The sequence below is a fragment of the Microbulbifer variabilis ATCC 700307 genome (genome assembly GCF_000380565.1).
GTDB lineage: Bacteria > Pseudomonadota > Gammaproteobacteria > Pseudomonadales > Cellvibrionaceae > Microbulbifer > Microbulbifer variabilis.
In genome coordinates, this window is the sequence record NZ_AQYJ01000025.1 from 83,277 (window position 1) to 107,155 (window position 23,879).

Below are 23,879 nucleotides of genomic sequence, written 5' to 3' on the forward strand. Positions count from 1 at the left end.
CACTTCTTCAGCCCTTGCTAGTTGGAACTTCCAGACCGCTAGATTTATCCCTCGCTGTGCCCTACTTCGTCAAATAAGCTCTCTTCAAAGCCAGGCTTATCATAGACCTTGCTCTGAAAATGTGGCTAAAAATCAGACAGAACTTTCATAGAGTTCAAATAAGATTTTCAGTCTACCCATGTGGATTATTTAGAGTGAAAAAACCACATATAAGCGGCTATTCCGGGAAAATAGAGCGGGATTCAACACCCTCTCGCAATTACTTAGAACACCAACAATTAGAGTTCAAATTAAAAATATGTTACATTTTGTGCCATATCGCCCGATATTTGACCGTCGGGCCAGGGCTGGAGCCTGACGACTTGGGACAAATGTCTACGTCAGACCGGCCCATTTTTTTGCGATGACTAAAGGTTCACGGGGCGGCCATTTACCGTTTTCCGCCTTGCCCCATCGATAACAAATAACCGACTGACCCTCTGTTAAAGCAGTATGGAGAGACAGATGTCACTGGACAAACAACGGAATTTCGTAGACGGCCGCTATCTGTCGAATGAGAGCGGCGAGTGCTTTGATGTATATAACCCGGCTACCAACGAGGTCAGCTATCAGGTTGAGGTTGCCGACGAAAAGGTACTCGCAGAAACCATCGAGAGCGCCAAGCGTGGTTTTGCCCAGTGGTCAGCGATGATGCCGGTCGAACGCGGTCGCATCCTGCTGAAAGCAGTAGCACTGTTGCGCGAGCGCAACGACGAACTGGCAGCTATCGAAGTGGCTGATACCGGCAAGCCCTGGCAGGAAGCCAGTGTTGTCGACGTGGTGACTGGGGCCGACTCCATCGAATTCTTTGCCGGCTTGGCCGCAGGCATTGAGGGCAATCAGCAGCAAGTCGGTGATGACTTCTATTACACCCGCCGCGAGCCCCTGGGCATCTGCGCCGGAATCGGTGCCTGGAACTACCCCTTACAAATCGCCTGCTGGAAAGCCGCCCCGGCCCTGGCCTGCGGTAACGCCATGATCTTCAAGCCTTCCGAAGAGACCCCCAAAGGCGCTTTGAAGTTGGCTGAAATCTTTATTGAAGCGGGCATGCCCCCCGGTGTCTTCAATGTAATCCAGGGCGATGGCGCCGTGGGTGCCTGGCTGACTAACCACCCGGATATCGCCAAGGTTTCCTTTACCGGCGAAGTGGGTACCGGCAAGAAAGTAATGGCCGCAGCGGCTTCCAACCTGAAAGAAGTCACCATGGAGCTAGGAGGTAAGTCCCCGCTGGTGATCTTTGATGATGCCGACCTGGAGCAAGCTGTTTCTGCTGCCATGCTGGGCAACTTCTACACCCAGGGTGAAATCTGCACCAACGGTACCCGGGTATTTGTACACCGCAGCATCCACGATCAGTTCCTCGCTCGCCTGAAAGAGCGTGTTGAGCAAAACATTATTGCCGGTGATCCGATGAATCCGGACACCAACTTTGGCGCGCTGATTTCTGCCAAGCACCAGCAACTGGTGATGGACTACATCAGCAAGGGTAAAGAGGAAGGCGCGACTTTGTTCTGCGGCGGCCACACCCTCTCCCCGGAGAATTCACCTAACGGTTACTTCGTTGGTCCCACCGTATTCACCGACTGTCATGACGATATGACCATCTGCCGCGAAGAGATCTTCGGCCCGGTAATGTCGGTACTGGTTTTTGATGATGAAGACGAAGTGATCCGTCGCGCTAACGATACCCGTTTGGGCCTCGCCGCCGGCGTATTTACCCGTGATATCACTCGCGCCCACCGTGTGATCCACCAGATGCAAGCGGGTATCTGCTGGATCAATGCCTACGGCGCTTCCCCGGCAGAAATGCCGGTGGGCGGATACAAGTTGTCCGGAATCGGACGCGAAAATGGACTTGCGACCCTGAACCACTATACCCAGCTAAAAGCGGTGTATGTGGGCCTGGCACCACTGGAAAGTCCATTTTAAGCGGTACCCTGTATGAGTGAGTTTGACTACATCATTGTCGGCGCCGGCTCTGCCGGTTGCGTTCTGGCCAACCGCCTGTCTGCCCAAGAAGATAAAAACGTCCTCCTGGTAGAGACCGGGGGTAGCGATCGCAGCATCTTTATCCAGATGCCCACCGCACTATCCATTCCCATGAATACCGACAAGTACGCCTGGCAGTTTATGACTGAACCAGAGCCGTACCTGGACAACCGCAGCATGCATTGCCCCAGAGGCAAGGTGCTCGGTGGCTCTTCCTCGATTAACGGGATGGTTTACGTGCGCGGGCACGCCAAAGACTTTGATGAGTGGGCACAGCACGGCGCCAAAGGCTGGGACTACGCCCACTGTCTACCCTACTTCAAACGCTCTGAGACCTGGGCTTTCGGCGGTGACGATTACCGTGGCGACGAAGGTCCACTGGGGGTCAATAACGGCAACGAAATGGCCAACCCCCTTTATGGAGCCTTTATCGAAGCTGGCAAAGAAGCTGGCTACGACTACACCGCAGATTACAACGGTGAGCAGCAAGAGGGCTTTGGTCCCATGCATATGACGGTAAAAGATGGTAAGCGTTGGTCTACCGCCAACGCTTACCTGAAACCGGCCATGCAGCGCCCCAATTTGACGGTATTGACCCACGCCACTGTGCATAAGGTGATTCTGGAAGGTAAACGGGCAGTCGGAGTCAAACTTGAACGCAAGGGAAAGATCCTGGAATTCAAGGCGCGGCAGGAAGTCATCCTCAGCGCAGGTCCCATCGGCTCCCCTCACCTTCTTCAGCTCTCCGGAATCGGAGATCCCGACACACTGGCAGAAGCCGGTATCGAACTCCAACACGAACTCCCCGGCGTCGGCCAAAACTTGCAGGACCACCTGGAATTCTATTTCCAGTTCCGCTGTAACCAGCCGATTTCCCTGAATGGCAAGCTCGACCCCTGGAATAAATTCCTGATCGGCGCTCGTTGGATACTGAAGAAGGATGGTCTCGGAGCCACCAACCATTTCGAGTCCTGCGGTTTTATTCGCTCCAAGGAAAACGTGGAGTGGCCGGACCTGCAATATCACTTCCTGCCGGCAGCCATGCGCTATGACGGCCGCGAAGCTTTCGATGGCCACGGCTTCCAGGTACATATCGGGCACAACAAGCCCAAGAGTCGCGGCAGGGTCAAAGTGGTGAGCAGTGATCCCAAGCAATCCCCTTCCATCCTGTTTAATTATTTACAGGAGAAAGAGGATATCGAGGGTTTCCGTGCTTGTGTGCGACTGACTCGCGAGATTATCAATCAGCCGGCTTTCGACGAGTACCGAGGCGATGAAATCCAGCCCGGCACCGATATCCAGACTGATGAACAAATTGACGCTTTCGTACGGGAATCCGTCGAGAGTGCTTACCACCCATCCTGCTCCTGCAAGATGGGCACTGATCCAATGGCAGTGGTAGACCCGGAAACCCGTGTACACGGTTTGCAGGGTTTGAGAGTTGTAGATTCCTCCATCTTTCCAACCATTCCCAACGGCAACCTGAATGCGCCCACCATTATGGTGGCGGAGCGGGCTGCTGACCTGATTTTAGGGCGCCCCGTATTGGCGCCCTCCGAGGCACCGGTAGCGACCAAGGCTACCAGCACTCAGCGACCTGGCCGCCCTGCGCGCTCTGTGAGCTGAATTTACGTCGGCGCTCTGGCAGAGATTTGACTGCCCCCTTCAAACGCGACGGGGATATTCAAATCTCGCACAGCAATGCCCTTTGGGGGCGCCGGCATACCAATAACTAGCTGGAGACTCAGCATGACAGCTTGGCTTTCCGCGGGATTATTGTTTACCTTCACGGCAATAATTTTCTCGCTGATTAAATGGGGAAATGTGAAGATGGTCGGGGTAACCCCGGTCAAAACCTTCACTTTTATAGCGATCCTTTTCACCTCCGGCCTCGATGTAGGCCTGATCATGTTCCCCCTCACCGAGTTCGGAGGCTACGCAGACTTAGCCAATAGCCCAGAATATGGTTTCACCAACCCACTCGCGATTGAGTTTGGTTTTTGGGCCTTCCTGATCTGGGGCTTCTACTTCCTCACCTGTTTTTACTTCTGCATTATCGAGCCCAAAGTTAAATTCTTTGAGTTGGGCCCAGTAAAACTGATCAACAATGTAGTGATTATCGGAACCTGCGCCTTTACCGCCTACTTGCTGCTCAGCAACCTGCCCTGGTACCTGCCACAAGTTGGCGATGGTGAAACCATCGTTGGTACCTTCTACCTGATCGTCTTTGCAGTGATCGCCGCTGCGGTCTACTCATCTACCAGCCTGCGCTATGTGCGCTTCCTCAGCCTGGCAACTACCTGGATGTTTATTGGCCTGATCGCGGTCATGTGGGTAGGCGCCTTTACCGGTGAGAATGGCAGCGTTGGCGACTTCGCTTCCACCTTTGCGCTGCTCGGCGGTTACTTCGGTAATATCCACCAGTTCGTACTGCCTCTGAATGACTACCACGAATTTTACCTGTTCTGGTGGTTTGCCTGGAGCATTATGATCGGCCAGTTTACCTCCCGCTTTGTGGGCGGCCTGCGCACTTACCAAGTGCTGGCGGCGATGCTGATTTTCCCATCTATCCCCATCGCACTCTGGTTCACCGTGCTCTACTACTACTCCAGCCAAGGCCTGGATACCAGCGGCTTCTACAACCTTGCCATGGTGATTGTCGGCATCACTTTCGTGATCAACTCGCTGGATTCCCTGATTCGCCTGTACACCGATAATCTGGGCATGACCGTTGCGCGTCTGGGCAAGTGGAAGTACTTCGTGCTGAACCTGGCTGCAATGAGCCTGCTCACCCTGTTGTTCAAGCTGGACTTCCTGCAAATCCAGTGGATCGGCGCTCTGGTGATTGGCATCTTCTTCTGCTGTCTGGGTTACATCCTGGTGAAGCGCTTTAGAGCGGTAGCAGCTATCGACTCCTCGCCTAAAGAAAACAAAGTCGACTTTAACAAGATCGAACTGGCGAGCTAACTGTTGAAATCCCCCGCCTGGTTTGGCGGGGGCTACAAAATATAAATAAGTGGTAATTGAACAATGAAATCGACGTTGAAACTTTCTGCACTGACCTGTGCTTCCCTACTGGTACTTGCCCAACAATCCCAGGCAGAGCTGTCTTCTACTGTAAATCTGACCACCGACTACACCTTTAACGGTGTTAGCCAGACCCAGAATGACCCAGCACTGCAGGCTAGCCTGGACTACGGCTTTGATAACGGTTGGTATGTTGGTACCTGGGCTTCCAACGTGGACTTTGGCAAAGGTGATGACACTAACCTGGAGTGGGACTTCTACGCAGGTAAGTTCATGCAGCTTACCGACAAAGTGAGCCTGGACACCGGAATCGCTTATTACACCTATCACGGTGATAATGATTTCTCTGAAGAGTACGCTTACCCGGAAGCTTATGCCAAGTTTGGCTACAGCTCTGCATTGGGCGATTCCGAAGTCAACGGTTGGTACAGCTGGGATTACTTTGGCCAGGGTGGTGGCCACTACATTATGATGCTGGCCCATACCTTTGAGCTTGCAGAGGGTCACAATATTCGCTTCAGTGCTGACCGCTCCACCAGCGTCAATAAAGATAACTGGACCTGGGAAGGTAAAAAAGCCTACAACCACTACCGTGTAGAGTACATGACCTCCCTGAACGGCTTCGACCTCAATGTTGCAGCAGAAAACACTACTCTCGATTCTGAGAATGCCGACGAACGTATTGTTTTCTCTGTTGCCCGCACTTTTAACTTTTAAGTTAAGAATGCAAGCCGGGGCCTAAAACGGCCCCGGGATTCCTCGCCAGGCAACTCCTAAGGCAACTCCCCTTCACTGCCCTTGCCGAGCTTCTCAGCAGATTTCATCATCACTTGTTCTTGCGCAGGCGCCCCATTTGAGTTCCGGTGTTCTTCTTCTTGCAGGCCCTCTAAAAAGATTTCCTTTTCAGCCAAGGCCGGATGTAAAGCCAAGTCGTGCCGGGCAACTTTGACGATTGAGATACAAAGTAAAAGTGCGATTAGCAGTAAAGGTACACCGGCAATAATACTTGCGGCCTGCAGTGCTTCGAGCCCACCGATAAACAGCAAGGCAATTGGCATTACTGCCAGAGCAAATGCCCAGAAAATTCGATTCCACCGAAGAGGCTCGCCATCGACCTCCTTCTGCACAACGGCCGCAAGAATGTGAGAAATGGAGTCAAAAGTAATAACCGTGAAGACCAGTGCGATCAGTGTGTATAGCAGCACAACCAACTGGCTTGCCGGGAGCGTATCCAAAATCGCAAAGATCGTGCTATTAGCGCCTTGCTGATTCAACATTTGCACCAAATCCAACTGACCTGAGAAATGCAGGTAAACCCCGTAGTTGCCCAGCACCATAAAGAACAAGAAGCATCCGAGAGTGCCAAATAATATTGAACCAAGGATCATTTCCTTGATGGTCCTGCCTCGGGAAATACGCGCAATAAAAAGGCCAATACTCGGCGCAAAAACCAGCCACCAAGCCCAATAGAAAACGGTCCATTCCTGGGGAAAACGGGTGTTGGGAAACTGCTGGAAATGAGAGAAGGATTCAGTCCAAGTGGCCATCTGCAAAAAGTTATGCAGGGCCCTGCCCAGAGAGTCCAGCCCGCTGTTAAGCATAAATAGCGTTGGGCCAACGACAAATACAAAGAATAGCAGTGCAAGGGACAGAAAAATAGTGAAGTTCGAGAGTGCGCCAATTCCCCGTTTCAAACCTGCAAGGGCACTATAGCCAAACAACAGTGCACATATCACAAGTACGCCAATCTGAGCCCCCAGTCCGGTAGGCATGCCAAATATCTTATAAAGCCCCAAAGTAATCAGCGGCGCAGCAATACCAAGTCGCGTAGCGGCACCTCCGAGCATCCCAAACACCAGGGAAATATCTATAGCCTTGCCAATAAGCCCATTAGCTCTCCCCTCCCCCAGCACAGGTGCAAGTGCTTGGCTAAATTTCAGGACTTTACGCTGGCGTACATAATAGAAGTAAGCAATAGGCACCGCAGGGATCAAATAAATGGACCAGGCTAATGGCCCCCAGTGAAAAATTCCGTAAGAAACGGCCCAACGGGCGGCTTCGACTGAACTCGCTTGAACTTGGAACGGCGGCTGTTGGTAGTAGTAGATCCATTCAACCATCGACCAATATAAAATCGAAGCGCCAATGCCAGAAGAAAACAGCATGGCAGCCCAGGACACAGTTGAGAACTCTGGAGCTTCCTTTTGGCCTCCCAGTTTTATCCGGCCGATATCGCTAAATGCGACATATAGCACAAACAGCATCGCCCCTATGCCAAGTAGAAGATAAAAAACACCTAACTTTTCTGTTACCAGGTCTTTCACTGCCAAGAGCCACATAGAGCCAGCCTCGGGATATAAGATCAGAGGCAGTGTTGTCACTAGCAATATTGCCAGAGCGCCCAAAAAGGTGGGCCAGTCTATTAGATCTTCCGATCCCCTATTCAATAAATCTCTCCGTATTAATTGATATTGGTGGTCAAAAGAAAAATAACATACACCAGTATCACTATTATGACTTGAGCCTTTTATAAACCCCCTACGCAACACTACCGAACATTAATACGCCAATCTTTTAGGAAGACAATGTGATGCCAAAAAGTATACTGATATGACACTCATATGGCGAAATTCACTACTAACTTTCCTTACCAAACACAGATCGGCACATATTCAAACAGCTTTGAAAGTTAAATATTTCAAAATAAAAGAGAAGGATCGATATGTATAAATTGGCGATCACCATTCTATTTGGCTTAGCTCTGTGGGCGTGTACAAAAAGTCCTTTAAGCGATATTGATATCTATGACTTCAGGCCTGAATCCGAAATAGGTGTTTATGATGTCTCCCAAAAGGATTGTGAGCTAATGGGATATAGGCAAGTTATCAGGAGTGATTCTCCTATCGGCTGTGGACGTCTAAAGAGAGTAGTTTTTAATTTCTATCCACTCTTACCTAACCCGACAGAAAAAAGTAATGCAACCAGTAGTAATAAAGGTGCCACAAGTATCAATCAAACAAGTACTATTAAGACCCCTGAAAAAGGGGCAATTATTGTACTTGATGTCGTTGCCGCTGAAGTATTGGATCTTTTTACAGAGCTATACCAATTGCATTTTCCGATAGAATCAGCAATACCAATTGAGTATTTCACGAAGAAAGAGCGTCTTGCAGATGATATGAATAACACGCTCGCCTTTGATTCCCGGCCCATCACCGGCGGAAATAAGTGGTCTGAGCATGCTTATGGTGTTGCCATTGATATCAACCCCCTACAGAATCCCTATCTACATATAGATAAACACTCAAAAGCAGTGGTAATCCCGAAGGATGCAACAGAGGGTTATTTAAACCGAGCAAAATACCGGGCAGGAAAGCCGATACGCAAAGGAATGTCTGAAGATATAACTACAGTTTTTGCCAAGCATGGCTTTGCTGTCTGGGGAGGAGATTGGAATGCTCCGATTGATTATATGCACTTCCAGGTTGGTACCCGCCAGTTTATTAACCGGCTCGTTTCTTTACCGGTAAAGGAAGCAAAGCTGCTATTCAACCAGTATGTGAGCCTGCTTAATCAGTGTTTCAAAGAGAACACGCTTATCAATAACCCCACTCACCTCAGAAAATACTGTGTAGATCGGGTGACGCCTGCATTTGGTTCTCAATAATGTAACTGTGGTAAATAGCGGCTAAATTGGCGCCATATTTTTAGTAGCATATCTAAGACGTCATCTTAGAGGTACGAATCGCAAAATATCACGCCTTTATAATACAAGCTAGAAGATCCAGGCAGCGTTGTATCAAATGGCAATTTTAGCTCCCATATAAGTACCCTATTTGGGATACCACTACACTCATTTAAATAGCCAAACTTCATTAAGAGTACAGAATGAAGATTTTCGATGAGGTTGAATCGGAAGTGCAAAGCTATGCACGATCCTTCCCAAAGGTGTTCTGTCGCGCAAAAGGTGAATTATTGTGGGACCTGGATGGAAACCAGTATTTAGATTTTCTGGCTGGAGCAGGTGCACTCAATTATGGGCACAATAACGCACTATTCAAAGGGGCTCTATTGGATTACATCCGGGCCGACGGTATTACACACGGTCTGGATCTACACACCAAGGCCAAGGGAGAGTTTCTCCAAACCTTTAGTGACAATATCCTTGCCCCCAGGGGCATGGAATACATTATCCAATTTACAGGACCTACAGGTACTAATGCAGTAGAAGCCGCCATGAAGGTTGCCCGCAAGGTCACTGGACGGCAAGCCATTATTGCCTTTACCAATGGTTTTCATGGTGTAAGTCTTGGTTCCCTCACAGCAACGGGAAACTCCTATCACAGAGATGCGGCAGGTATTCTACTAAGTGGTACCCATCGAATGCCTTATGACGGCTACTTGGGGAACGGCATTGACACAACGGAGTACCTGGATAAGGCACTATCGGACTCCAGTAGTGGTATCGGCTCACCAGCTGCCGTTATTGTGGAAACAATTCAAGGTGAAGGCGGTATTAATAGTGCCAGTATCGGATGGTTAAGAAATCTACAGAGTGTTTGCAGAAAACATGAATTGCTTTTGATAGTTGATGATATCCAGGCTGGCTGTGGACGAACAGGCGATTTCTTCAGTTTCGAAGAGGCGGGAATTGAGCCCGATATTATCACTCTTTCCAAGTCGCTTGGAGGTTATGGATTACCGATCGCACTAGTCTTAATGAAACCCAAGCTGGATCAATGGAAGCCCGGAGAACACAATGGTACGTTCCGCGGTAACAGCCTGGCATTTGTAACCGCAAAAGCGGCAATTGACCACTACTGGTCAGACCCTAGCTTCTCTGAAGATATAAAGCGAAAAGGCAGCTATATCTCCTCACGTCTTAACAGCATTATTAATCAATACGGCGAGGGCCTACTGAAAAGTAAAGGCCGTGGTATGTTTCAAGGCATCGACTGCGTAACAGGCTATCTGGCCAAAAGGGTATCCGAGTATGCGTTTGAACATCAGCTGATTATTGAGACCAGTGGCGCCGATGACCAGGTTCTTAAACTGCTTTGCCCCCTAACTACCAGTGATCAAAACCTTCAAGGCGGTATCGATATTATTGAAAAAGCATTTCAGGAAGTCTTTGCCAGGGAAGAAAATATACTGCAGACAATGACCAACATTGACACCTGCCGAATATAATTTATCCAGCGGACCAAGAATAGAAAACACCTAGAGCCTATAACATACATGGATGTATATATTTATGTTGAATGAGAAACAGATAAATTTAAGTAATATTCTCACTGAAGAGAATGACTATTCCAACTCCCCTTTTCTTAAAGTAAAGGAGAGAGATCTTAGCCTGCCAATAATAACTGCAGAAGCTGAAAGGTTAGGATGCACTTTCAAGTTTCATGAAAAATCTATTTACGAGATCATCAATGGGGACCTGCGAGTCCCATTCTTGAGCAACTCCCCATCAAGCTCCTGTGTTCATAGCTACTGTGCAAGAATCAAGAACATTGCAAAGAAGATGTTAACTGAGAATGGAGTGCCGGTTCCGGAGGGGAATGTTTTCAAGGATATTAAGAGCGCTCTTGCCTATTTCAAGAACTTTAATGGCAAGGTTGCCATCAAACCAAACAATGCTTCCATGGCCAGAGGTGTTACCACCGGTATTTGCACCGAAGAAGAATTCATTAGCGGCTGGGAATTTGCAGCAAAGTACAGTAAGGAAATTATTGTTGAGAAAAGCATTGACGGATATGATTTAAGGGTCTGGGTAATTGGAGGCAAAGCCGTAACAGCATTTGTTAGAATTCCTGCGAATGTAATTGGCGACGGAATAAGCAGTATCAGGCATTTGATAGAAAAGAAAAATGAACGCAGAAAACTCAATCCTAATCTGATTCATGACCCGATCAATCGGTTTGACCTGATCGATAGGAAGGGCCTCACTTTAGATTATGTCCCCGAGCATAATGAGCGAGTATGGCTTACAAGCGTGGCAACAGTTGGGGGGGAAATAGTCAATTTTATTGACCACGTAGATAAGGCAACACTTGAAATTGCAGAGAGGGCAGCCGCTACTTTTCCTGGAATTATACAGGCAGGCGTTGACATGATTGTGGATACAGAAAAGGAAAATGCCAGGGCCGTTGTCCTTGAGGTTAACTCCAATCCAGATATATCTTCCCCTACATTTCCGGGATACGGCGCTCAGATTAACACCCCTAAAGCATTACTTGAATATGTTTTAAAACACCCATCTGCGGCCACTGGAAACAAAAAGGCTAGCTACAATCCAGCCCCTCAATACTCTTACACCATAAGTGATAATGCATCACTTAGAGAGCTTGGAAACTCAATAAAATTCATCAAACAGGCTGCCCTAAGGAAAGGAATCAAAACTGAGGATGTAGATGACAATGTGTTTATTGCCAAAAATAAAAAACAATCGCACCTATTTCTTGGCTGCATGCCAGAAAGCACATCTTTAGTGTCGCGAATAATATGCAATGATAAAAGTTTTCTCTCAAGCTTCCTGAAGTACAAAAAAATACCTTACTTCAGTAAAAATGATGTAGGTGAAAAACTAAAGATATACAGGCTGGTACTAATAGATGGTGCGGTAGTGTCCGTACTTCAAAGCATTCATGAAGGATACAAGCTAAATACAGAGCTTGGAGTAAACCATAGATGGCAGGAAGTAACCAGGGAGATACATTGCAAATTCACAGAGATTGCGAGTCATGTTATATCAGAGTTGTTCCACCCCTACCTTTCCGGGGTAACTATTATTGCCGAAGATATATCTGCATCTCCTAAAGACCAGGAATGGGCAATTAGAGATGTCACATACAAGCCCTTTCTGGCTTGGCATCACCATCCAGATATTGGTATTGGTCGAGATGTAGCTGGCGCTTTACTGGACTCTTTATTTGAAAGTGAAGATCAAACTATAACCATTCAAAAATCTATACATATCCAACTAGGTAAAGAGGTATCTTTTAAAGATCTTGCTGAAAAAATACAAAAAAGTGCGGCAAGATTTGGCATTTCAGGGTGGGCGAAAAACATCCAAAATGAAACCTTGGAAATGCTTTTAGAGGGGGCGCCCAGAGCTCTTGATGACTTTCTTACCACCTGCCAAGACCTCATGGGAGCAAACTATGGAGATATAATTCGAATTGAAGAATATAGTAAAATTCAACATTCAAGCTTTGTGGTGGTTAGCTAATGGCAACTCCTTGATTTTTTAAGAGTGATCTAGAAGGCACCTCTAGAAAAAAGTGCCTTAGAGCGCTCACCAGAGCATTACCTGTTCTTATAACCTGGACGGATGGCTTCTAGGGTCACCTTCAATATGGGGCTTATCGTCATGTGATATCCCATGGGTGCCATGACTGGGTATCTCCCAGTCCCCTTCCTTAGTCCAGGGGTCTTCCTTCGGGAAGTCTTCGATATAAATTTCCTTTTCCTCATAATCAGGCTGGTAGCGCAAATCATAATCAGCAGCTTTAACGATCGATATGCAAAGCAGGAGGGCAACAATAAGCAATGGGACTCCACCAATAACGCTGGCTGTCTGCAGAGTGTCTAATCCACCGAGAAACATCAAAGTCACCGGCATCACAGACAAAGCAAAAGCCCAAAATAGGCGATTCCATCGCGCTGGTTCCTCATCTACTTCCTTCTGCACCACAGCAGCGAGAATATAAGAGATGGAGTCAAAGGTAGTTGCTGTAAAGATAAGCGCGAGTATGGTGTAAACCAGAATGACCAGCTTACTGGCGGGAAGTGTTTTAAGCGTAGCAAAGATAGCCTCTGTAGCCCCCTGCTCATTTAATATCTGTACAACATCCAATTCACCGGAAAATTGAAGATAAACTCCGTAGTTACCCAACACCATAAAGAACAGAAAGCAACCCAGGGTACCAAAGAAGATAGAACCGACTACCATCGTCTTGATAGTCCTGCCGCGAGAAATGCGAGCAATAAATAAACCAACACTGGGTGCAAAAACCAACCACCAGGCCCAGTAAAAGATGGTCCAGTCTTGCGGGAAGTGTGTCTCCGGGAACTGCTCAAACCTGGCAAATGGCTCAGTCCAGGATGCCATATGGAAGATGTTGTCCAGCACACGGCCCAAGGCATCTAACCCGGTATTTAGCATAAACAGGGTTGGACCAACAAGAAAAACAAATACCAGCAGGGCGATCGAAAGCCACATGTTCACATTGGAAAGCGCCCGAATACCCTTCTTCAGGCCTACAAATGCGCTATAGCCAAAGATCAGCGTACAGATCATTAGTACGGTTACCTGGGTACCCAGCCCGGTTGGCACACCTAGCAGTTCATGAGCGCCTTGGGTAATCAAAGGAGCGGCAATCCCTAAGGTAGTGGCACCACCTCCAAGCATGCCAAACACAAACAAGACGTCAATCAGCTTGCCAATACCCCCTTGCGCCCGCTGCTCCCCCAAAACCGGCATCAGTGCTTCACTGATCTTCAATACACTGTGATTGCGTACATAGTAGAAATAGGCAATAGGTAGTGCCGGTATCAAATAAATAGACCACGCCAAGGGCCCCCAATGAAATATACCGTAAGCGACCGCCCAGCGTGCAGCCTCAGGCGTTCCCCCTTCAACCTGAAAGGGCGGAGACTGGTAGTAGTAGATCCACTCGACCATGGACCAATAGAGGATTGAGGCCCCAATGCCCGCGCAAAAAAGCATGGAAGCCCAGGATAGTGTTGAAAATTCAGGGTTCTCTTCAGGGCTACCCAGTTTGATCTGGCCTATATCGCTAAATACGATGTAGACCATAAACAGAATCGCCCCAACTCCCAGCAGCAAATAAAAGACCCCTAATTTGTCAGTGACAAAATTCTTAGCCACCAGTACCCAGGCTGCGCCGACCTCAGGGTAAAGCACCAAGGGCACAGTCACCATTATCAGCAGCGCCAGCGCTCCAAAGAAAGTGGGCTTATCAATAATCTCTCTAAAGTTACTGGACAACACTTGCCTCCTGTTTGCCATAAAAAACTGCGGCAAAATAAAAGCAAGTGAGACTGTATATAAAGAACTGAAAATAAGGCGATGTTATTGAGCTAGAACTTATATAAAAGAAGGAATCAGAATGAATTGCTTTTTAGTTTTGCTTTTATGCTGGTGGATTTTATCAACATCTCACTGAAGTTCAATGCAGACTCCACTTTCTCCTCGTATATGTATTCTGGACCACGAGAGTCAACGCCTATTTTCAGCCCGCTTCTCTCATAACCTCAACGACTTGAACGTTGCCACAAGGCTTTCACTTCTGAATTTTCAGGGAGTTCTCCAGCTGGGTGAACTGCCCTTGTATCATCGCCTTTTCCTGCAGCAGGATACGATTTTCATCCGCCAGCTGCTCTATGCGGTCCTTGGATAAAGTCAAATCTATTTCGAGCTTTTCCATGGACTGATATTGTAACTGTGCCTCTTTGGCGAGAGCTGAGTAGTCACTTTGCAGTTGGGCTAACTGGTTCTGTAAGCTGGTTATCTCCGTAGCTCTAGCCATGTCCAGCTTGCCCTGATCTTCAGCCTGCCTTCTAAGCACCTCGACTTCCGCTTGAGATGCTCCAATCTGTTCACATAGATCATGCTTTTCTCGATTAACTTCTGCCACCAGTGCCTGCCCGTGTTTATTCAGCAGCTCCTGCTCACTTAACTTGCGCTCGGTCAGTGCCAACTGCTCAGTAAGTATGGCGACTTGACCTTTCAACTGCTCATTTGCGGAGCGGAACTGATCCCTTTCATGCTGACGATCGCTGGCTGTTCGCTGCTGGAAATGCTCGAAGTGCTCACGGATATCACGGTTCTCGAGCCTCATTTCCTCAATGGACTCTTTCTGCTCCTGAATACGGCCCAAACCCTCTTCACGTTGAAATTCGCTCTTCTCAACTGCTTTCTGTGTATCATCTAGAGCCCGCTTTAGCTGGCGCTTTTCGGTTTCCGCAATCGCCAGCTTCCGCTCCAGCTCACGAACACTGGCCGCCTGCTTGGAGTTTTTCTCCTGAACCTCGCTGAGTTGGGCGGCTATTGATTCTTCCTGAGCCTTAAATTCCTGCTGAATCTCTTCAACTCTTTGGTCCGCCTGCCCCTGGATGCGCTGGTGTAACCCTTTGAGAGCCTCCACCAGGTCCCTAGGGAGGCCGCTAACATCTGTGTCATTGGCAATCTCGCTACGCCAGCGCTTTAACAGTGGCGCGATAGTGCTTTTGCTGCCAGTTCCCAGGTGAGATCGCACCCGATCTACCGTTGGCTCTTCCCCCAGGGCCTTTACCGCTTTCGCAGCCTCAACAATATCGAAATAAGTAACCCCTGCACGTGCCATTAGCCTTTCCTTAGATTATTTCGTTACAAATTACGTAATACGTAATATTACATAATACTATACAATTAACCAATTCTTGAATTTACCTTTATAACCTTCGATAATGATTCTTATCGAAGGTTATATTCATAAGAAAGCACGCATTTCCCGTACCACCAGTACAAACAATACTTCTTAAGGTGTCTTGAAAATCATGGGAATCCAGCCCTCCCCGCCCGGGATACCCCCGCTAAAAACCAGCTCTCTTAGTACAACTGGACAGGCTGACGCTCTGCTATCAGAGGAGGACATCCAGAAATACCTGCGCGCGGCCACCTCTGACAGCACGCGCAAGGCTTACCGCTCAGCCATCCGCCAGTTCGAACGCTGGGGTGGCAGGCTGCCTACCGATGGCCACTCACTAGTGAGCTATCTGATGAGCCGGGCAGACAAGTTGAACCCTCGCACATTGGATCTGCACCTTACCGCCATTGGCCAATGGCATCTGTATCAGGGAATTCCAAATCCAGTCACCGAACCCTTGGTACAAAAGACTATGCGCGGTATTCGCCGCACGCATGGCAAGCCCAAACAAAAAGCCAAGGCTTTGAGCCTCCAACACATCGCCACTATGGCTAATCAGTTGCGCTCGCAACCGGATTCAAATAAGAAGGCAAGGGATCTCGCTCTGATTCTAATCGGCTTCTTTGGGGCATTTCGGCGTAGCGAGCTGGTAGCGATCCAGGTGGAAGACCTGGTCTGGGAGGAGGAAGGCCTGATTGTACGTCTACCTAAATCCAAAACGGATCAAAACGGTCAAGGAATTATGCGTGCCCTCCCCTTCGGTAAACCAGAATCCTGCCCAGCTCAAGCCCTCAAAACCTGGCTAAAAGTAAGTGGTATTGTTCGTGGGCCGGTATTCAGAGCGGTTAACCGCTGGGATACAGTTCAGGACCGGCAATTAAATCCCACTGCCATCAATGACCTACTGAAGAAGCTTGGGGCAGATTGTGGATTTGACTTCATCAATGAACTCAGCAGCCATAGCTTCCGCCGCGGACTATCTACATCTGCAGCCCGGGAAAAGGTTGGTTTTGAGCTGATCAAAAAGCAAGGTGGCTGGAAAAGTGATGCCACAGTTTGGGAGTACATTGAGGAAGGGCAACAATTCACCGAAAACGCCTCAGCAATTCTTATGAAGAAGATGGCAGAATTACTTTAGCTGCTATGGGAGCCCGGAATCTGCCTCAGGCTCCCGAAAAAAAGCCTGCTAAATCTGTAAGCTTGAGCTGAATCGCCCTATGGGAGCACCAAGACCCAACCTGCCGATCCACTTTCCATCTATCTCAGGCTGTCTACACTGACAAGCTCATAAAATCAGCCACGCTCGCCAATAAACACCTGGGACCAACTAAACTCTCCGGGCAGCAACGGGCAATATCTACTAACTAACCCTAATTACCACAGCACTCTTGTACCCAGGCGCCAAAATAGTTCTTTTTGAGCCGTAAATTGGCCCGGGTCAGGACTCACCAGCTTTTCCTGGAGACACCAACCATGGCTAAACCCACCTGCGTCGTTGTAGGCGTCGGACCCGGGAATGGGGCCGCCTTTGCCAAGAAGTTTAATCACGAAGGCTACCAGGTGGCGCTTCTTGCCCGAAATAAAAGTTACCTAGATAAATTGCAGGCTGAGCTGGGCGAGGCAAAGAGTTACATCTGTGACGTTACCAAACCTGATCAAATTGCCGATGTATTCAGCCGTATCCAAGCTGAAATGGCCCCAATCGAAACATTGATCTACAACGCTGGCTCTGGCCACTCCTGCACCATTGAAAATCTCGATATCTATGAATATGAATCGGATTGGAAGATAAATTGCCGGGGCTGCGCTCTATTCGGCCAACTGGTGACTACTGAGATGATCCAGCATGGCAAAGGAAACATCATTATTGTGGGGGCAACCGCCTCCCTCCGCGGCGGAGCGAACTTTGCTTCTTTTGCATCAGCAAAGGCTGCGCAGCGCAGTCTTGCCCAATCGATGGCCAGGCATCTTTGGCCCAAAGGGGTACATGTAGCCTACCTGATCATTGATGGGCCGGTAAGTAAAAGTCGCACACTAGATGGAAGCACAAGAGATAATCAAACATTTTTGCAGCCACCAGATATCGCCGACACGGCCTTTTTCCTGACAACCCAGGCCAAATCCGCCTGGACTTTCGAGGTGGATCTTAGGCCCCATGTGGAGAAATGGTAACAACTATCAGCTAAGTTAAAACTGCTCATTCTGATTTGCCGGGAACCAGATTTTGCAAGGAGGCCAATAATGACCCTTAACAAGAAACAAATTGAAGAGTGTGAATCCAGCCGTTGGGACTTTTCTGACCTGAAAGCTGTATTTCTTAACTGCACTCTGAAGCCTACGCCGGAACTATCCCATACGGATGGACTGGTTACTATCTCCCGAGAAATCATGCAAAGAAACGGTATATCGGTACAGGTACTGAGACCAGTTGACCACGATATTGCCTTCGGCGTTTACCCAGATATGACTAAACACGGCTGGGAGAACGATGACTGGCCACAGATATTTCAACAAGTGATTGAGGCCAATATCCTGGTTATAACAACACCTATTTGGCTGGGGGAAAAATCATCCATATGCACCCAGGTTATAGAAAGGCTTTATGCCAATTCATCTGATCTGAATGACCAGGGACAATACGCCTATTATGGGCGAGTCGGGGGCTGCCTTATTACTGGCAATGAAGACGGAGCCAAACACTGTGCGATGAATATCCTCTACTCCTTGCAACATCTTGGCTATGTTATCCCACCCCAAGCAGATGCAGCCTGGGTTGGTGAAGCAGGCCCTGGCCCCTCATATCTGGACCCAGGTTCTGGCGGCCCGCAAAATGACTTCACCAACCGCAACACCACCTTTATGACATGGAATTTGATGCACCTTGCGAGAATAATAAAAGATGCCGGTGGTATCCCTGCCCATGGAAATCAGCGCTCGGCGTGGGATGCAGGCTGCAAGCCCGATTTTCCCAACCCCGATTATCGATAGGGACGCCCTCCCCCGTTGATCAATCTGTGTCCATCGATTGGCGGGGAAGTATAAATAAATCGAAGCATGATGTATCAATGCCTTACCTTGGCTCTAAGTCAGAAAGTAATAGCCTTTTGCTGAGGATATATCTAACCATTTCGTATCGCTATTGATCGGCACTATTGAAAGTTGCCCTCAGAACTTGCCGCATAGAAACCAGATAGCGGTACTGCCAGTCTTATGACCAAGAAACCCAATGTGTCTGCTTCATGTCATAGGTAGTTTCACGCGCGAAAGCCAGTGGTCAATTTGCGCATTATCCATTTCGCGCTGGAGCATTCATCCTCGAAACCTAATACCATCATACTAAATATCCAACGCTCATCGCCTTAGCCTCAACCTCAGCCAAATCACTCTTTCAGGAGCTCATCACTGCCCATAGAAAACTCAATCGGACACGACTCACTGACTGATAAAAAGGCACTCACAAGCAGGTGCTATTTGAAAAAACAATAGTGTAAAGCCCCAATAAAAATAACAGTTACTTTCTTTGAATTAAGGTTCATAACCATGATGGCCTATTAGCCTTTATAGCAACTTAAAAATAGAAACGAACTAAGCTATAAGAAACAAACGCAGAAAATCGATCAATATGAACATGCAAACAGGGATATAGAAGGCAAACTTATTTATGAGCCATTCTACAACACATCCAATATACAATGGCGCTTATGCCATAATTGATCAATTAGATGCAAACAAAGTAGATTGTATTTTTGCCTCGCCCATCGCCATTATGGCGCCAGTGTGGGAAGTATTCGCTGCTAGAGAAAATAAAATAAACATACGCTATTTTCGTTGTCGTCATGAACTATTGGCTGTCAGCCTTGCCTATGGATACTTTAAGGTTAAGGGAAAGCCGCAGGCTGTTTTTCTCCCTTCCAGTCTGGGAGTATTAAACGGCTCTATGGCACTAAGGTCCTCATTACAAGAACGAATCCCGATGCTCGTTATATCACCTGATTCATTAACCTACGGTGAGGATGCTACAACCGATCCAGGTCCGGAATGGCCCTCTTTACTTGTTGATTTTGCAGGCCCAGCAATAGAGGGAGAAAGAGTCGTCAAATGGTCAAAAAAAGCAATAACTTCTTCTGATCTAGTACAAGAGCTTAATCGGGCCCAATTTATTGCAAATGCTGTCCCGCGAGGGCCCGTTTTACTTGAAGTATCTTTCGATATATTACTACATGAAGCACCCAAGTCTCTGCCTCCCGTTCTGGCTTCAAGTCCGGTAGTGGCTACAAAAAGCCAAATAGAAGAAATAACAAATCTGTTAGCAAGTGCATCATTACCTATTATTATCACAGAATATGGTGGACGAACAAAAGCTGAAAAAGAACAACTAATCCATATCGCTGAAACTCTTGCAGCTCCTGTTTTCGAGTTCATGATGCCTGCGTATCATAACTTCCCCAGGTCTCACCCGCTGTATGGGTTTGAAATTACAAGTGAAATCCTCAATAAAACTGACGTCATTCTGCTCATTGGCTGTAATGCCCCCTGGCATCCTCCCCACCGGGCATTAATGCCTGATTGCACTGTCATTCATCTTGAAGAAGATCCATTAAGGCCTCGTGCGCCCTATTGGGGTTACAAAACAACCCATACTATTGCAGGTGACCGCTTTCTCAATATGAAGCAAATATCAGCCTCACTGGAAGACAAAAAAATTGATAACAAAAAGCGTGCTAATGATTGGTCACGTTATTCAAACTCAATACGGGAAAAAAACCGTAAAGATGCACAAGAAGTGTTACAAGCAACGAAACAAGGTATTCCGGCTTCAGAATTATTCCGAGTTTTACATGATACTTTACCCGAAAACTGCGCATGCATCGATGAGATTGTTGCCCAGGTTCCTCAGATGCTGAATCATTTGTACAGTACTAAATTATTTCAACAATTTAGAGGCTGGTGTGGTGCATTAGGAACCGGATTGGGCACAGCATTAGGGGTAAAACTTGCGAGCCCCGACAGGCTCGTCGTTTGCATTATTGGTGATGGCGCCTGGCACTATAATCCTGTTCCGGCTGCGCTGGGATTCTCTCAGGAATATGGATTACCGCTTTTCATCGTCTTATGTAACAACAACCAGTACTTATCGCAAACCTGGAATATACAAAAGTACTTCCCAAATGGTGCAGCAGTTAAAAATAATCATTTTGTTGGCAATCTTATACAGCCTGAACCTGATTATTGTAAAACGGTCGAGTCTTACGGAGGGCAAGGCCTGCGAGTAAAAGAGATAAGCGAGTTAAAAAAAGCTATCAACAAAGGATTGCAAAGTATTCAGACCGGGAAAACATTTTTGCTCGATGTTAAAGTTGTGCCATAAACTAGAGAACCTGTATCAACTCAGACCTGGACATGTGTCTAATTCACCTCATAATGTTAACCAACGGATGAGATGTTTCGATAACTCTCCCCGATTCTAGCTATCGATAGAGATATCCTATACTTGGTCTTTTTTGGGTGTCTATAGCCTAAAAATATGGGCATTTGGCCAATCCTATCCACATTTTTAGCAAGCTATTTACAAGATTCACAACCAAGGATAGATTGCCCGCCTTCGTAATTTTTACCAGTCCCCACCACTCTGACTTTGTATGCCCGCCTTCATCGAGAAGTCGAGCGTTGATATGGTGGCTTACCCATCTCCGTGAGGTCCCTTTTCCGAATGAAACCAGAGTTCTTGGAACACATCCTGGATAGCAAACTATTTGTCACTGTATGCCTAGTTACAGCCATTATGCTGTTGCGCGGCTTGCTTACGCTAGCCATTGCCCGAAGTAGCTGGCAGAAAGCTGATAAACGTCGCCGTATCAATACTGTACATAATATCGGCAACTTATTGCTGGTAGTCGGTTTAATGGTGATTTGGGTAAGTGAACTTCGGGATTTTGCCCTGTCTATTGCCGCTTTCTCTGTGGCAATTGTTCTGGCACTTCGTGAGGCTGTACAGTGCTTGGTTGGCGGTCTATATCAAGCCAATATGCGCTCTTTCACCGTTGGGGACTGGATTAAAGTTGGCGACCAGTTTGGTGAGGTCACCGACAGTGATTGGTTAAGCACCACACTTTTGGAAATCGACCCTCACGGACTTGGCAATGGTTATACTGGAACCACCCTTTACATTCCCAATAATGCGTTCTTCACCCAACCGGTAAAGAACCTGAACTTCATGCGTCGCTACATCGAGCACACTTTCTCAATAACTCGCGAACGCAGTGAAATAAACCCTTTTGAGGCCAAGAAGTTTATTGCAGAACGCTTGAAGGAACACTGCGATTCATTCCGGGAAGTTGCCGAGCGCTACTGCAAGCTGATTGAGAGTCGTATGGGCGTGGAGCTATCTGGCCCTGACGCGAAAGTGAGTGTTACAACCAATGATCTTGGCCATGATGTGATCACCGCTACAATATTTTGCCCTCGTGAAGAGGCAACAAATATCGAACAGCTAGTGACCGAAGATTTTTATAATTTCTGGTTTGAGAAAACAAAAAATTTGAAGGCTGGAAACTAACAACGGCATTCTATCTCAAGCACTGGTGGATAGCTTTTCCCAGTGCTTGGGTTGCTCCCACCTACACCCTAATGATCAGCAAAAATTTCTGTTAACCATTCAATAAAAGTCCTGACTCTAGGCGACAGGAAACGATTCTGAGTAAAAACTACAGAAACCGGTTCACTTGGTGGGCGAATGTTAGGTAACACTTCTATTAGATTGCCCTCAGTTAGATCCTTTTCAACATGAAACCTGGGGAACTGGGCCAGGCCAATCCCTAATTTAACGGCATCCCGATAACTCTCCGTACCCGTTACCGTGATAGGCGCTATAGCTTCCATGGTTTCAACCTTGTCCCCAACGCAAAATGATAGCGGCGTTGACTTCCCCGTTGTTATCGAACGGAGGGCCACTGCCCGGTGATGGCTCAAGTCAAGTAAGGATTTCGGGGTGCCGTAGCGCTCAAGATAACCCGGTGAAGCACAGGTGAGTCTGTCCAGCATTGTCAGACGCCTCGCGATCAACTCACTATCGGCTAAATGACCATATCTGATCGCACAGTCCACTCCTTCCTGGACCAAATCAACCCAGCGATCCCCTTCGCTCATCACCAAAGTAATATCGGGGTAACGTTCAAAAAATTGCGGAAGCTTAGGCATAACGAAGTGGCGAGCAATTGTTCCCTGTACATCGACACGAACCTCCCCTTTCGGCAACGAGCCCTTAAATGCACCTTCCGCTTCTTCTACATCCGAAAGTATCGATAGACATCGCTGGTAATACAGCTCCCCATCCAGCGTTGCTTTTACCTTGCGTGTAGATCTCTGTAACAACCTCACACCAAGCTGCTTTTCAAGCTTATTGATCACTTGTGTAGAGGTAGATCGGGGAATGTCCAAATCGCTAGAGGCCGCGGTAAAGCTGCCACGCTCAACGATTCGAACATAGAGTCGCATTGCATCCAGCTTATCCATATTAAGCCCATTGTTTATCTAGTTAGAACAATAGGTTCCATTTTAGCTAGATTATCTACTCAAACCACGAGCTTATTCTCTTCGGGAACATTACTCATAGAGTCACAGCTGTGACTCCAATCAGCTTGGAGGTCATTTTGGAAAAAGTTGCACTAGTCACCGGCGCTTCCAGAGGCATAGGTGCGGCTATTGCCACCCGACTGGCAAAGGACAACTTCACAATCTTGATTAACTTCGTTGGCAACTTCAATGCCGCTGAAAAGCTGTTAAATCAGATTGAAGCGGCCGGAGGAAAGGCCGTCACCGTTCAGGCAGACGTCAGTGATTCCAACGCAGTTACTAGATTATTTGAATCTGTGGAAGCCACCTTTGGTGGTATTGATGCTGTTATCAATAGTGCTGGCATCATGAAGTTAGCAACTTTAGCCGAAAGTAAAGAAGAAGACTTCGACACCATGGTTGCCGTCAACCTTAAAGGTACATTCAACACAATGCGGGAGGCCTGTAAACGCCTTAGACAAGGTGGGCGAATTATCAACTTGTCCTCAAGTGTTGTAGGCCTATATATGCCCACCTACAGTATCTACGCAGCAACCAAAGCCGCCATTGAGGCGATGACACAGGTAATGTCCAAAGAGATGCGAGGACGAAATATTACCGTTAATGCTGTTGCCCCGGGACCAACAGCAACCGAACTTTTCCTGGATGGCAAAACTGATGAGATGGTGAACAGCCTCGCCAACTTGTCTCCACTGGAGCGACTGGGAAGCCCGGAAGATATTGCAAACACGGTCGCCTTTTTGGCCGGGGAGCAAGGGGGATGGATCAATGGGCAGGTGATTCGGGTTAATGGTGGGATTATATAAATCCACCCCTAAG

At 47.7% G+C, this 23,879-nt stretch carries 17 protein-coding genes; 13 read left to right on the top strand and 4 right to left on the bottom strand.

Going from position 1 to position 23,879, the window contains the following annotated elements; all coding sequences use genetic code 11:
* Positions 1 to 504 precede the first annotated feature (504 nt).
* The 4 genes from betB to G367_RS0109160 all read left to right on the top strand — a co-directional run bounded on the left by betB (position 505) and on the right by G367_RS0109160 (position 5,772).
* A complete protein-coding gene (gene betB, locus G367_RS0109140; protein ID WP_020412819.1) occupies positions 505 to 1,968 on the top strand; it encodes a betaine-aldehyde dehydrogenase in 1,464 nt (487 codons plus the stop codon).
* A gap of 12 nt (positions 1,969 to 1,980) precedes the next feature.
* Complete coding sequence (gene betA / locus G367_RS0109145) at positions 1,981 to 3,654, top strand: choline dehydrogenase (protein WP_020412820.1); 1,674 nt, start codon at positions 1,981 to 1,983, stop codon at positions 3,652 to 3,654.
* A gap of 123 nt (positions 3,655 to 3,777) precedes the next feature.
* On the top strand, positions 3,778 to 4,995 hold the full coding sequence (locus G367_RS0109155; protein WP_020412822.1) for a choline transporter: 1,218 nt from the start codon (positions 3,778 to 3,780) through the stop codon (positions 4,993 to 4,995).
* A gap of 63 nt (positions 4,996 to 5,058) precedes the next feature.
* On the top strand, positions 5,059 to 5,772 hold the full coding sequence (locus G367_RS0109160) for a TorF family putative porin (protein ID WP_026305027.1): 714 nt from the start codon (positions 5,059 to 5,061) through the stop codon (positions 5,770 to 5,772).
* Positions 5,773 to 5,828: 56 nt separating this feature from the next.
* Here G367_RS0109160 and G367_RS0109165 read toward each other — a convergent pair whose 3' ends face one another.
* Entirely contained in the window at positions 5,829 to 7,502 is a 1,674-nt protein-coding gene (locus G367_RS0109165) for a BCCT family transporter (RefSeq protein WP_020412824.1), read from the bottom strand.
* A gap of 275 nt (positions 7,503 to 7,777) precedes the next feature.
* Between G367_RS0109165 and G367_RS23450 the strand changes: the two genes are divergently transcribed.
* The 3 genes from G367_RS23450 to G367_RS0109180 all read left to right on the top strand — a co-directional run bounded on the left by G367_RS23450 (position 7,778) and on the right by G367_RS0109180 (position 12,286).
* Positions 7,778 to 8,722, top strand: a complete 945-nt coding sequence (locus G367_RS23450; protein WP_020412825.1) for a M15 family metallopeptidase — start codon at positions 7,778 to 7,780, stop codon at positions 8,720 to 8,722.
* Between the two features lie 221 nt (positions 8,723 to 8,943).
* Positions 8,944 to 10,245: a diaminobutyrate--2-oxoglutarate transaminase gene (gene ectB / locus G367_RS0109175; RefSeq protein ID WP_020412826.1), complete on the top strand. Its 1,302-nt coding sequence runs from the start codon at positions 8,944 to 8,946 to the stop codon at positions 10,243 to 10,245.
* Between the two features lie 64 nt (positions 10,246 to 10,309).
* Positions 10,310 to 12,286, top strand: coding sequence for an acylphosphatase (locus G367_RS0109180; RefSeq protein ID WP_169337104.1), 1,977 nt, complete (start codon positions 10,310 to 10,312; stop codon positions 12,284 to 12,286).
* Positions 12,287 to 12,373: 87 nt separating this feature from the next.
* Here G367_RS0109180 and G367_RS0109185 read toward each other — a convergent pair whose 3' ends face one another.
* Both G367_RS0109185 and G367_RS0109190 read right to left on the bottom strand, forming a co-directional pair.
* Positions 12,374 to 14,068 carry a BCCT family transporter gene (locus tag G367_RS0109185; protein ID WP_020412828.1) on the bottom strand — a complete coding sequence of 565 codons (1,695 nt, stop codon included), beginning with the start codon at positions 14,066 to 14,068 and terminating at the stop codon, positions 12,374 to 12,376.
* A 295-nt stretch (positions 14,069 to 14,363) separates the two neighbouring features.
* Complete coding sequence (locus G367_RS0109190; RefSeq protein WP_020412829.1) at positions 14,364 to 15,425, bottom strand: DNA-binding protein; 1,062 nt, start codon at positions 15,423 to 15,425, stop codon at positions 14,364 to 14,366.
* 193 nt (positions 15,426 to 15,618) lie between these two features.
* Between G367_RS0109190 and G367_RS0109195 the strand changes: the two genes are divergently transcribed.
* From G367_RS0109195 to G367_RS0109215, 5 genes are all read left to right on the top strand, one after another.
* Positions 15,619 to 16,626, top strand: coding sequence for a site-specific integrase (locus G367_RS0109195; protein WP_020412830.1), 1,008 nt, complete (start codon positions 15,619 to 15,621; stop codon positions 16,624 to 16,626).
* A 335-nt stretch (positions 16,627 to 16,961) separates the two neighbouring features.
* Positions 16,962 to 17,660 carry an SDR family NAD(P)-dependent oxidoreductase gene (locus G367_RS0109200; RefSeq protein ID WP_020412831.1) on the top strand — a complete coding sequence of 233 codons (699 nt, stop codon included), beginning with the start codon at positions 16,962 to 16,964 and terminating at the stop codon, positions 17,658 to 17,660.
* Between the two features lie 69 nt (positions 17,661 to 17,729).
* Complete coding sequence (locus G367_RS0109205) at positions 17,730 to 18,476, top strand: flavodoxin family protein (protein ID WP_020412832.1); 747 nt, start codon at positions 17,730 to 17,732, stop codon at positions 18,474 to 18,476.
* A 673-nt stretch (positions 18,477 to 19,149) separates the two neighbouring features.
* Positions 19,150 to 20,856 (top strand): thiamine pyrophosphate-dependent enzyme, encoded by a 1,707-nt coding sequence (locus tag G367_RS0109210; RefSeq protein WP_020412833.1) that lies wholly within the window; start codon positions 19,150 to 19,152, stop codon positions 20,854 to 20,856.
* Positions 20,857 to 21,198: 342 nt separating this feature from the next.
* Positions 21,199 to 22,044, top strand: coding sequence for a mechanosensitive ion channel family protein (locus G367_RS0109215; protein WP_020412834.1), 846 nt, complete (start codon positions 21,199 to 21,201; stop codon positions 22,042 to 22,044).
* 68 nt (positions 22,045 to 22,112) lie between these two features.
* Here G367_RS0109215 and G367_RS0109220 read toward each other — a convergent pair whose 3' ends face one another.
* Positions 22,113 to 23,000 carry a LysR family transcriptional regulator gene (locus G367_RS0109220; RefSeq protein WP_020412835.1) on the bottom strand — a complete coding sequence of 296 codons (888 nt, stop codon included), beginning with the start codon at positions 22,998 to 23,000 and terminating at the stop codon, positions 22,113 to 22,115.
* A gap of 137 nt (positions 23,001 to 23,137) precedes the next feature.
* On the opposite strand from G367_RS0109220, the gene G367_RS0109225 reads away from it, so the two are divergent.
* On the top strand, positions 23,138 to 23,866 hold the full coding sequence (locus G367_RS0109225) for an SDR family oxidoreductase (protein WP_211214920.1): 729 nt from the start codon (positions 23,138 to 23,140) through the stop codon (positions 23,864 to 23,866).
* Positions 23,867 to 23,879: the final 13 nt, after the last annotated feature.

Bases quoted from the DNA above. Each gene is read 5' to 3' on its own strand.
- G367_RS0109205 (WP_020412832.1), top strand. From the start codon at position 17,730: ATGACCCTTAACAAGAAACAAATTGAAGAGTGTGAATCCAGCCGTTGG.
- betA (WP_020412820.1), top strand. From the start codon at position 1,981: ATGAGTGAGTTTGACTACATCATTGTCGGCGCCGGCTCTGCCGGTTGC.
- G367_RS0109190 (WP_020412829.1), bottom strand. From the start codon at position 15,425: ATGGCACGTGCAGGGGTTACTTATTTCGATATTGTTGAGGCTGCGAAA.
- G367_RS0109220 (WP_020412835.1), bottom strand. From the start codon at position 23,000: ATGGATAAGCTGGATGCAATGCGACTCTATGTTCGAATCGTTGAGCGT.
- G367_RS0109180 (WP_169337104.1), top strand. From the start codon at position 10,310: ATGTTGAATGAGAAACAGATAAATTTAAGTAATATTCTCACTGAAGAG.
- G367_RS0109155 (WP_020412822.1), top strand. From the start codon at position 3,778: ATGACAGCTTGGCTTTCCGCGGGATTATTGTTTACCTTCACGGCAATA.
- G367_RS0109210 (WP_020412833.1), top strand. From the start codon at position 19,150: ATGAGCCATTCTACAACACATCCAATATACAATGGCGCTTATGCCATA.
- G367_RS23450 (WP_020412825.1), top strand. From the start codon at position 7,778: ATGTATAAATTGGCGATCACCATTCTATTTGGCTTAGCTCTGTGGGCG.
- betB (WP_020412819.1), top strand. From the start codon at position 505: ATGTCACTGGACAAACAACGGAATTTCGTAGACGGCCGCTATCTGTCG.
- G367_RS0109200 (WP_020412831.1), top strand. From the start codon at position 16,962: ATGGCTAAACCCACCTGCGTCGTTGTAGGCGTCGGACCCGGGAATGGG.
- G367_RS0109215 (WP_020412834.1), top strand. From the start codon at position 21,199: ATGAAACCAGAGTTCTTGGAACACATCCTGGATAGCAAACTATTTGTC.
- ectB (WP_020412826.1), top strand. From the start codon at position 8,944: ATGAAGATTTTCGATGAGGTTGAATCGGAAGTGCAAAGCTATGCACGA.
- G367_RS0109160 (WP_026305027.1), top strand. From the start codon at position 5,059: ATGAAATCGACGTTGAAACTTTCTGCACTGACCTGTGCTTCCCTACTG.
- G367_RS0109195 (WP_020412830.1), top strand. From the start codon at position 15,619: ATGGGAATCCAGCCCTCCCCGCCCGGGATACCCCCGCTAAAAACCAGC.